This is a genomic window from Streptomyces sp. NPDC049577 (assembly GCF_040675635.1).
Taxonomy (GTDB): Bacteria; Actinomycetota; Actinomycetes; order Streptomycetales; family Streptomycetaceae; genus Streptomyces.
The window spans coordinates 1-9,406 of sequence record NZ_JBFAPH010000244.1 but is presented as its reverse complement, the minus strand read 5'-3'; the positions used below and the strand labels follow the sequence as shown (position 1 = coordinate 9,406).

Genomic DNA, 9,406 nt, shown 5'->3' with positions numbered 1-9,406 from the left:
CTCAGGTGTCTAGGGGGGTGGGTGTTTGTGATGGGGGGAGTGGGCCGCGGCGCGGCGCCCGCCCCCCCCCCCGGGGGGGGGCGGGGCCCCCCGCCCCCGGTTACTGCGAGCCGCGCCAGTCGGCGCCCGAGACCACGAGGCCGGCCACCAGCGCGCCCGACATGCCCGCGTGGGCCAGCCCGCCTCCCGGGTGGGCGAAGCCGCCGACCCGGTACAGGCCCGGAACCGCGGTCGCGTTCGCGGGGTGGAGGAAGGCACCCTCCCCGCCCGCCAGAGCCGGAGGCGGCACCGTGCCGCCTTCCGCGCCCGTCGTCGCCTCCGTGTCGGCCGGCGTGCGGACCACGCGCCACAGCGTCCGCTCCCGCAGCCCCGGAACGGCCGCCTCCGCGACCTCGGCGAGGCGGTCCGCGAACGCGGCGGCCGTCCGCTCGTCCGTCCAGTCGGCCCGGCCCTGCGGCGCGACCGTCGCCGTGAGGGTTACGGCCTCGTGCGCCGCGTCCGGGCGGACGGCCGGATCGTCGGGCCGCAGCACCGTCACCGTCGGCCGGTAGGCCGACGCGACGGGCCCCGGACCGAAGACCGCGGCCGGCTCCGCCTCGCGGTCCCCGCCGTGCACCACCGTGCGGTGGGCCACGCCCTCGGGGCGTGCCCCGGAGAGCGCCAGGAACACCGTGAACCGGCCCGCGCCCGGCGAGGGCGACGGCCCGGCCGCGCCCGGGGCGATGCGCTCCAGCCGGGCGGCCGGCACCCCGGCGACCACCGTGTCCGCCTCGACGGCGGAGCCGTCGGCCAGCCGGACGCCCGCCGCCCGGCCGTCCTTCTCCAGCAGCCCGGTGACCTCCGCGCCGAAGACGAACTCCACCTTCCGCGCGCGGCAGCGCTCGTACAGCGCGTCGGCGAGACCGCGCAGACCGCCGCGGACGTACCAGCTGCCGAAGGTCTGCTCCATGTACGGCAGCACGGTCGCGCTCGCGGGGGCGCGGCGTGGGTCCAGCCCGTACGCGAGGGCGTGGCTCTCCAGCAGGGCGATCAGACGCGGGTCGGCCAACTCCCGCTCGGCGACCGAGGCCAGCGTGAGGGGCCGGGTGCGCCGGAACAGTCCGCGCTTGCGCACGGCCGGGTAGGGGTCCGTGCCGAGGGGGGCCCGCTCGGCGGCGGAGGGGCGCAGGGGTTCCTCCAGCAGCGGGCGCCGCGTGGCGTCCCAGACCTCGCGGGCCCGGTTGACCAGGTCGCTCCACCGCTCGCCCGCTCCGGCCCCGATCGCGCCGTCCAGGGCGGCCACGACGCCGGCCCGGGAGGCGTTGGGCAGGGCGAACTCCGTGCCGTCGGCGAAGACGTGCGCGCTCGCCGGGTCGACCTGGACCAGCTCCAGGCTCTGCTCCAGCGATTCCTTGCCGGTCTTGACGAACAGATCGCGGTAGACGGCCGGCAGGTGCAGCAGCCCCGGGCCCGTGTCGAAGAGGAACCCGTCCCGCTCGATCCGCCCGACACCGCCGCCGTAGCCGGCGGCGCGCTCGTACACCGTCACCCGGTGCCCCGCCACGGCCAGCCGGGCCGCGGCCGCCAGGGCGCCCATGCCGGCGCCGATCACCACAATCCTTCCCATGGCGCCGACCCTATCCCTGCCGGGATGAACGCTCGCGTCTGAGTACGCGTACTCAGGTACGCGGATGAGTACGCGCGCGGATGGGCGCTGACCGGCCCGGACGGCAGAGTGGTCCGTGCGGGGAACGCCGGGGTGCGCACCGCCGGCACGGGGCGGCGGAGCGGTTCGGGCGGCTCCTGCACGCCGGGGGGCACGGGGGCTCCCACGGGGGCCCGGGGGAGTACGGGGGAACGCCCGAGCCGGCGCGGACCGCTGGGGGAACGGTCCGCGCCGGCGACGGCACCACGGGCATCCCCTACCGGGAGCCGCCGACCCGGCCCTGGAGCAGGCGCGAGAGCGCCGAGTGCACCTCGTCGATCGACCGCTCCGGCTGGAACGACTGCCAGTCCAGCGCCGCGACCAGCACCATGCCGAACAGTGCGGAGGCCGTCAGCGGAATGTCGATGTCCTCGCTGAGCTCGCCGTCCGCGACGGCCTCCCGCAGGACGGACTCGATGACGGCGATCGCCTTCTGCCGCACCTGCATCAGCGTCGACTGCCACGCCCGGTTGGTGCGCCACAGCTCGGCCACGTACAGCTGGGTCAGCGCGGGGTAGCGGCAGATGAAGTCGAGCCCGGCGCGGATCATCGCGTCGAGGGCGTCGACGCGGCTGCCGCCGCGCTCGGCCGTCTCGTCGGCGGCCCGCTGGAGGGAGTCCGTCAGCAGCTCGATGCCGTGCCGCAGCAGCTCCTCGAAGAGCACGGTCTTGCTGGCGAAGTTGTAGTAGACCGTGCCCTTCGCCACTCCCGCCCGCTCGGCGATCTCGTCCACCGTCGTGGAGGAGAAACCCTGTTCGGCGATGAGGGTGACGGCCGCCTCGAAGAGCTTGCGTCTGGTGTTCCGGCGGCGTGTACTGCTGCTGTCCATGGGGTGATTCTCCCTGTGCGGGGGGTGCCCGCGCTCACAGACTCAGTTCCGGGTGCAGCCGGTCCACCGACCAGACCTGTTTGCCGCGCGCGGACCAGGCGGTCAGCGCGAGCGCGCCGGCCGTGAAGGCCGCCAGCACGGCGCACGCCTGCCACACGGGACCGAGGCCACCGCCGGTGATCAGACGGCGCAGTCCGTCGACGACGTAACTCATCGGCAGGAACGGGTGGACGGCGTTGAAGAAGCCGGGGCTGGTCTGCACGGGATACGTACCGCCGGCCGAGGTCAGCTGGAGCATCAGCAGGGCCAGGACGAGGATCCGGCCGGCCGGTCCGAAGCGGGCGTTGAGCCACTGCACGATGGCCGCGAAACACGCGGTGACCAGCAGCAGGAAGCCGACCGTCCCCGCCGCGCGGACCATCTGCAGTCCGAGCGCCCAGTGCAGCACGGCCAGCAGCGCGCCGGCCTGCAGCACGCCGACGGCGACGACCGGCAGCCAGCCGGCCAGCGCGATGCGCCAGGCGGACGCGCCGGCGGCCAGGGCACGCCGGTTGAGCGGCTGGATGAGCATGTAGGCGACCATCGCGCCCACCCAGAGGGAGAGCGGGATGAAGTACGGGGCGAAGCCGGTGCCGTAGTTGGGCGCCTTGTGCAGCGCCTGCCCGGCCAGCCGCACCGGGTCGGACATGACGTCCGTACGGGCGTCGCGCTCGTCCTTGCCGTAGTCGGGGATCTGCTTGACGCCGTCGTGCAGCCCGCCGGCGAGCCGGGCCGAGCCGTCGGAGAGCTTGAACATGCCGCCCTGGAGGGTGTCCGCGCCCTCGCGCAGCTTGCCGATGCCGCCGTCGAGCTCGGTGGCGCCCTCCTTGGCGGTGCCGAGGCCGTCGTACAGCGTTCCCGCGCCGGTGTGCAGCCGGGCGGCGCCGTCGGCGACCTGCTGGGCGCCGTCGTTGAGGGCGTTGACCTTGCGGACGGCGCCGTCGATGTCCCGGCCGAGGTGCGGGGCCTCGTCGGCGAGCTTCGTGGCGTAGGTGTGGAGGGTGTCCAGGCGGCCGGGCAGCTTGTCGAGCGCGCCGTCCTTGTTGTGTGTCAGGTCGTCCAGCGCGGCCGCGCCCTTCGCCGACTGCTCGGCGGCGAAGACGGCCTTCTTCAGCTGCGGGCAGAACACGGCGGGCGTGGACGCGCCCTCGCAGGAGGCCCGGTACAGCCCGGACAGGGCGTCGGCGCTGTCCCGGCTGCCCTTGGCGAGCACGGCCGTGGTGGTGGGGGAGGGCAGATCGGCCAGGTGCTCGCGGAGCGTCTTGGACTCGTCGGCGACGATCCGGGCGTACCGGCCGATCGCGGCGGCGTTGTCCTTGACGAGCGTGCCCTCCTTGCCGGCGACGCCGTTGACCTTGTCGGCCAGCTGCTGGGTGCCGTCCGCGACCTTGCGGGCGCCGGTGGCGAGTTCGCCGGACTTGGTGTCGAGGGTGCCCGCGCCGGTGTGCAGCTTGCCGACGCCGGTCTCCAGGTCGCCGCTGCCCTCCTTGGCCTGGTTCAGGCCGTCCTTGAGGGCGCCGGCGCCCTTCTCCGCCTTGCCGATGCCGTCGCCCAGCCGGTCGGCGCCGTCGGCCGCCTGCCGCGTCTTGTCGTGCAGGGTGGAGAAGGAGACGAAGATCTTGTCGTAGAAGGAGCGGGACGCCTTCCGCGAGGCCGCCGCGCGGACTTCGGAGAAGACCGTGCGGGATATCTGGCCCACGATGTAGTTGTTGGAGTCGTTGGTGCGCACCTGGAGCGCGCCCGCGCGGGGCGTCTCGCCGCCGCTGGAGGCGAGCCGTTCGCTGAAGTCGGCGGGGATCGTCAGCGACAGGTAGTACCTGCCGTCCTCGACGCCCTTGCGGGCCTGTTCGGCGCTGGTCTCGTGCCACTGGAAGGACTTGCTGCCCCGCAGCCCCTCGGCGATCGAGGCGCCCGCGGTGAGCCTCTGTCCGTCCGCGGTCGCGCCCCTGTCGGCGTTCACCAGGGCGACGGGGACCTTGTCGAGCCGCCCGTACGGGTCCCAGAAGGACCACAGGTACAGGGCGCCGTAGAGCAGGGGCAGCAGCAGGAGCGCGACGAGCGCGGCCCGGGGGAGCCGGCCCCTGCCGAACCGTTTGAGCTCAAGCGCGGCCAGCTTCGGCGAGCGCATCCGCCGCTCCCTTCTCCTCCGTCGGACCGGTCGTGTGCGGGGTCGTGCGCGCGGTGCGGACGGTGATGGCGTCCCCGGGCGGCGGGCCGCCGCACACGGCGAGCACGGTCGTGCCGCTCGCGGCGACCGAGCGCAGCAGGGCCCAGACCTCCGCGCGCTCCGCATCGGAGAGCTTGAGGTCGGCGTCGTCGACGGCGATCAGCCGCGGCTCGCCGATCAGGGCCAGGGCCACCGACAGCCGCAGCGCCTCCGGCCGGCCCAGCTCCCGTACGGCCGTCCGCTCGCCCCGGGGCAGCGCGGCGGGGTCCAGCCCGGCGGCGGCGAGGGCGGCGCTTGTCGTCACGCGCTCCGGGCGGGGGCGCAGCATCTCGCGCACGGAGCCGGTGAAGCGGCGCCGCAGCATGGCGCGTTCGCGCAGGTGCTCCGCGACCGTCAGGGCGGGTTCCAGCTCGGCGACGCCCGGGACGTGGGCGAGCGCGGTGGTCCTGCGCACGGCGGCCATGCGCCGCGGCAGGGCGAGCCCGCCGACCTCGGCGCGGCCCTCGCCGACGCGCATGCGCCCGGTGAGAGCGAGCAGCAGACAGGTACGGCCGGAGCCGGAAGGGCCTTCGACGGCGACGAGCGAGCCGGGCGCGGCGGTGAGGTCCACGCCGCGGAACGCCCAGCCGCGCGGCCCCTTCACGCCGAGGTCCCGGGCTTCGACGGCGGCTCCGCGGGGCCCGGACGGGGTGCTGTCCACGCGACCTCCAGGGTCTCCACGAGTCGATCTTGCACTGACCAGTCAGTACAAAAAGTATGGCGCACCGGTCCACCCGGCCGTCAACCAGGGGCTCGTCTTCCCGCCCCGCACCGAGATATGCGCAGGTCAGCGGCGATTGTCAGTGGTGTGCCCCACGATGGCCCCATAAGACGGCCACGCCGCGTCGCGGCGGGCCGCCCCGACGAAGGAGGTTCGTCATGGCCGGTAGCGCGCGCGACATCCATGCAGTGCCCCGCCGTGCCGCGGCCCCGCCCGCGGCCCTCGACCTGCTCGCCCAGGCCCACCACGGCCTGACCGAGGCCGCCGCCCTCGACGCCCCCCACGAGCGGTACGCCACCGCCCACCTCGCCGCCCTGCGCACGGCCGCCGCCGTCCTCGCCGTGCGGGCCCGCCCCGAGGCGCCGGTGCGCGGGCGCCGCCGCATCCGCAGCGCCTGGGAGCTGCTGCCCGAGGTCGCTCCCGAACTGTCCGAGTGGAGCGTGCTGTTCGCCTCCGGCGCCGCCCGCCGGGCGCGCGCGGAAGCGGGCATACGCTCCGCCGCGAGCGACCGCGAGGCGGACGACCTGCTGCGGGACGCGGGCATGTTCCTGCGGCTGGTCGAGCGCATGCTCCGGCTGTGGCCGGCGGGCGTCGTCGAGGAGGCCCGGGCCGTGGGCCATTAGGCTGTGGCCTGCCAGCGCCGGACCGCTGCCAGAGCCAGATCCATGAGGAGCCAGCCGTCGTGTCAGAGCCCCTGCGCCCCCGGGCGTCCCTGCGTACCGCCGTGGTCTGGGAGGTCCTGCGGGACGCCCTCGACCGCCGGGTCAAGGCCGCCGGCCCCGAGGCGTCCGGGGTGCTGGACGTGCTCGACACCGGCGGCGGCTCCGGCAAGTTCGCGGTCCCGGTGGCCCGTCTCGGCCACCGCGTCACCGTCGTCGACCCCAGCCCCAACGCCCTCTTCGCGCTGGAGCGCCGCGCCGCCGAGGCCGGCGTGGCCGACCGGGTGCGCGGCGTCCAGGGCGACGCCCACGGCCTGTTCGAGGTCGTCGAGCCCGCCGGCTACGACGCCGTGCTGTGCCACGGCGTCCTGGAGTACGTCGACGACCCCGCCGAGAGCGTGCGCAACGCGGTCGCCGCCCTCCGCCCCTCCGGCACCCTGAGCCTCCTCGCCGCCGGCCTCGGCGGCGCGGTGCTCGCCCGTGCCCTCGCCGGCCACTTCACCGAGGCCCGCCAGGCCCTCACCGACCCCGCCGGCAACTGGGGCGCGGGCGACCCCCTCACCCGCCGCTTCACCGCCGACCAGCTCTCCGAGTTGGTCACCGGCGCCGGACTGGAGGTCTCCGCCGTGCACGGCGTACGGGTCTTCGCCGACCTCGTGCCCGGTGTGCTCCTCGACTCCGAGCCCGGCGCGACCGACGCGCTGCTGCGGCTCGAAGAGGCCGCCGCCGAGCTGCCCGCCTTCCACTCGGTGGCCACGCAGCTGCACGTCCTGGCCGAGCGCGGCTGACCGCGGGCGGCCGTCACCCGGCCGTCCCCCGGCCGTCTCCGCGCCCTCCCGCACGGGCCACCCGATCAGCCCGTTCGCCCCGTATGATCGGGGGACACCGTCCGGCATGGCCGCTCGGCGGGGAGGGAATGTACGTCCCGAAGCCACCGTTCGCCACGCGGCGACGGTGGGCGAATTGGCGCAGAGGGGCGGGTTTCACGGGGGCGATTCCCTGCCTATCCTGAAAGGGTCGCACCCGGTCGCCCCCCGCGACCGACGAGTAGGAGGACTCCGTGCCGCTCTCGGAGCACGAGCAGCGCATGCTCGAGCAGATGGAGCGAGCGCTGTACGCCGAAGATCCCAAGTTCGCGACAGCGCTCGAGGGCAGCGGCCTGCGCACGTACACCCGGCGACGGGTCTACCAGGCGGTCGCGGGTTTTCTGGTGGGCGTCGGGCTCCTCATGGCCGGAATGGTCGCCCAGCAGGTATGGATCAGCGTGGTGGGCTTCCTCGTCATGCTGGGGTGCGCGGTGCTCGCGGTGACGGGCTGGCGCAAGGCGCCGCGGCCCGTGGGCCGGGGCATGGGGCCCGTGGGCCCGGCCGTGCGACGGCCGCGCCAGCGGCGCAGCATGATGGACCGCATCGAGCAGCGCTGGCAGCGCCGCCGCGACGAGCAGGGCCACTGAGCCTGAGCTTCCCTTCACCTCTCGCACACTCACCCACCGGACGGGCTGGATTCTCCAGCCCGTCCGGTGTTTCCGGGCCCCCCAGGCGTCAGCGCGCCCCGGGGGCCCAGGGAAGGAAGCGCCGCAGGCCGGCGGTCCGCAGCCGCACCGCCGCTGCCGGCCGCGCCGCCGAGCGCGGCGCGAGAACCGCCCGCAGCCGTGCGGAACGGCTCGCGCCGGCCCGCAGGGCGTGCCGTACGCGCAACACGTCCCCCGCCAGATCGCCGGGCTCGGCCGGCTCCGGCGCGTACAGCGCCCGCTCCACCGCCGTCGCCAGCCGCGCCGCGGACTCCGCCGCCGCGCCCTCCAGCCGGCCCGCCACGACGATCCGCGCCGCCGCTGTGCGCGGCGTGTGCGAGTCGTCCGGCGGAATGCCGTAGTCCCAGGCGGTGTCCGTCGTCTCCCGCCACGCCGCCAGGGTGCGCGCCACCGGGTCCCCGAAGGCGCCGCGCAGGCGCCGCGCCCGGGCCCGCAAGCGCCACAGCATCGGCAGCAAGGGCAGCAGCAGCGCCACCAGCACGCCCGCCGCGATCCCGGCCACCGTGCCCGGCGACGGCCCGCCGCCCGGCGCCGCCGCACCGGCCTGCCGGACGGCGCCCGGGCAGCTGTCGGTCTTCTTCTGCTGCGGCGTGCAGCCGCCCTGGGCGGCCGGCGCGTGGGAGGGCGCGGCCGAGTGGTGCGGCACCGGCTCCGGTGCCCCCGGGTCCGAACCGGACGGCGTCTGCGCCACCGTGTACTCCGGCTGCGTGCCCCGCGTCGGCGTCGGCTCGAAACGGGTCCAGCCGATGCCCTCGAAGTACAGCTCCGGCCAGGCGTGCGCGTCCTTCGAACCGACCGAGACCGAGCCGTCCGTCTGCGGCGTGCCGGGCGCGAAACCGACCGCCACCCGGGCCGGGATGCCCAGCGTCCGCGCCATCGCCGCCATCGAGAACGAGAAGTGGACGCAGAAGCCCTTCTTGTCCCGCAGGAACCGCGCGATGGCGTTGCTGTCGCTGCCGCTGCGCACCTCCGTGTCGTACCGGAAGCCGCCGCTCGCCGAGAACCACTCCTGGAGCTTCACGGCCTGCTGGTAGGCGTTGGCGGACCCGGCGGTCACCTTGCGCGCGGTCGCGGCCACCACGGCCGGCAGCGAGCCCGGCACCTTGGTGTACTCGCGCAGCAGCGGCTCCGGCGGCGCGGGCGCGGCCGCGAGCTGCTCGGCGGTCGGCTGCACGAGCAGGCTCGTGACCTGGTAGCGCAGCCCCCGGGTGGTCTGCCCGTGGTCGCCGACCAGGGTGCGCCCCTCCGGCTCGTACCGCCACTGCCCGGCGGCGTGCACGCGGTCGGCCGGGTAGGGGAGCGGCAGATAGCTCTGCCCGTAGTAGTCGGCGGCGGCGATCGAGGTGTTGATGGGATCGGCGCGTACCCCGGCGGCCAGCCCGGCCGGGGCGGGCAGCTCGTCCGGTACGTCCGTAACGCGCCGTTCGGAGGCGCGCCATGACGCACCGTCGAACGCGTCGAGGGCGACGATGCGCAGATACATGTCCTGGGCGGCCTCGGCCGAGGTGCGGTAGCGCATCACCTCCCGGTTCTCCGGCTGGTTGAGGCTGTTCTGCAGCGAGACCAGCGGATTGACGGCGGAGATCGTGCCGCCGTCGCCGCCGGGACCCTCGCCCTCGGCGCGCGGACGCAGCAGCCCGCCGTCGATCGAGGGCAGGAGCAGCGGAATGGCCAGGGCCAGCCCCAGCGCCAGCGCGCCGATCCGGCGGCCCGTGCGGACGGGCGCGAGGGTCGTAC

Annotated in this window: 8 protein-coding genes; 3 read left to right on the top strand and 5 right to left on the bottom strand. The window is 75.4% G+C overall.

Annotated elements, in window-relative coordinates; all coding sequences use genetic code 11:
* Positions 1–100 precede the first annotated feature (100 nt).
* The 4 genes from AB0K09_RS23760 to AB0K09_RS23745 form a co-directional block, all read right to left on the bottom strand.
* A complete protein-coding gene (locus AB0K09_RS23760; protein WP_366067394.1) occupies positions 101–1,606 on the bottom strand; it encodes an NAD(P)/FAD-dependent oxidoreductase in 1,506 nt (501 codons plus the stop codon).
* A gap of 295 nt (positions 1,607–1,901) precedes the next feature.
* Positions 1,902–2,513 (bottom strand): TetR/AcrR family transcriptional regulator, encoded by a 612-nt coding sequence (locus tag AB0K09_RS23755; RefSeq protein ID WP_366067393.1) that lies wholly within the window; start codon positions 2,511–2,513, stop codon positions 1,902–1,904.
* Positions 2,514–2,547: 34 nt separating this feature from the next.
* Positions 2,548–4,680 carry a YhgE/Pip domain-containing protein gene (locus AB0K09_RS23750; protein ID WP_366067392.1) on the bottom strand — a complete coding sequence of 711 codons (2,133 nt, stop codon included), beginning with the start codon at positions 4,678–4,680 and terminating at the stop codon, positions 2,548–2,550.
* Positions 4,652–5,419, bottom strand: coding sequence for an ATP-binding cassette domain-containing protein (locus tag AB0K09_RS23745; RefSeq protein WP_366067391.1), 768 nt, complete (start codon positions 5,417–5,419; stop codon positions 4,652–4,654). Before AB0K09_RS23745 ends, AB0K09_RS23750 begins: the two co-directional genes overlap by 29 nt.
* A 218-nt stretch (positions 5,420–5,637) precedes the next feature.
* On the opposite strand from AB0K09_RS23745, the gene AB0K09_RS23740 reads away from it, so the two are divergent.
* The 3 genes from AB0K09_RS23740 to AB0K09_RS23730 all read left to right on the top strand — a co-directional run bounded on the left by AB0K09_RS23740 (position 5,638) and on the right by AB0K09_RS23730 (position 7,591).
* Entirely contained in the window at positions 5,638–6,102 is a 465-nt protein-coding gene (locus AB0K09_RS23740; protein ID WP_366067390.1) for an SAV_6107 family HEPN domain-containing protein, read from the top strand.
* A gap of 59 nt (positions 6,103–6,161) precedes the next feature.
* A complete protein-coding gene (locus AB0K09_RS23735; RefSeq protein WP_366067389.1) occupies positions 6,162–6,926 on the top strand; it encodes a methyltransferase in 765 nt (254 codons plus the stop codon).
* Positions 6,927–7,198: 272 nt separating this feature from the next.
* Positions 7,199–7,591 carry a DUF3040 domain-containing protein gene (locus tag AB0K09_RS23730; RefSeq protein ID WP_366067388.1) on the top strand — a complete coding sequence of 131 codons (393 nt, stop codon included), beginning with the start codon at positions 7,199–7,201 and terminating at the stop codon, positions 7,589–7,591.
* Between the two features lie 88 nt (positions 7,592–7,679).
* Here the strand turns inward: AB0K09_RS23730 and AB0K09_RS23725 are convergent.
* The coding region (locus AB0K09_RS23725) for a DUF3488 and transglutaminase-like domain-containing protein (RefSeq protein ID WP_366067387.1) at positions 7,680–9,406 on the bottom strand (1,727 nt) is incomplete at its 5' end.

Excerpts from the sequence above, each read along its gene's own strand:
- AB0K09_RS23760 (WP_366067394.1), bottom strand. The coding sequence starts at position 1,606 with ATGGGAAGGATTGTGGTGATCGGCGCCGGCATGGGCGCCCTGGCGGCC.
- AB0K09_RS23755 (WP_366067393.1), bottom strand. The coding sequence starts at position 2,513 with ATGGACAGCAGCAGTACACGCCGCCGGAACACCAGACGCAAGCTCTTC.
- AB0K09_RS23750 (WP_366067392.1), bottom strand. The coding sequence starts at position 4,680 with ATGCGCTCGCCGAAGCTGGCCGCGCTTGAGCTCAAACGGTTCGGCAGG.
- AB0K09_RS23740 (WP_366067390.1), top strand. The coding sequence starts at position 5,638 with ATGGCCGGTAGCGCGCGCGACATCCATGCAGTGCCCCGCCGTGCCGCG.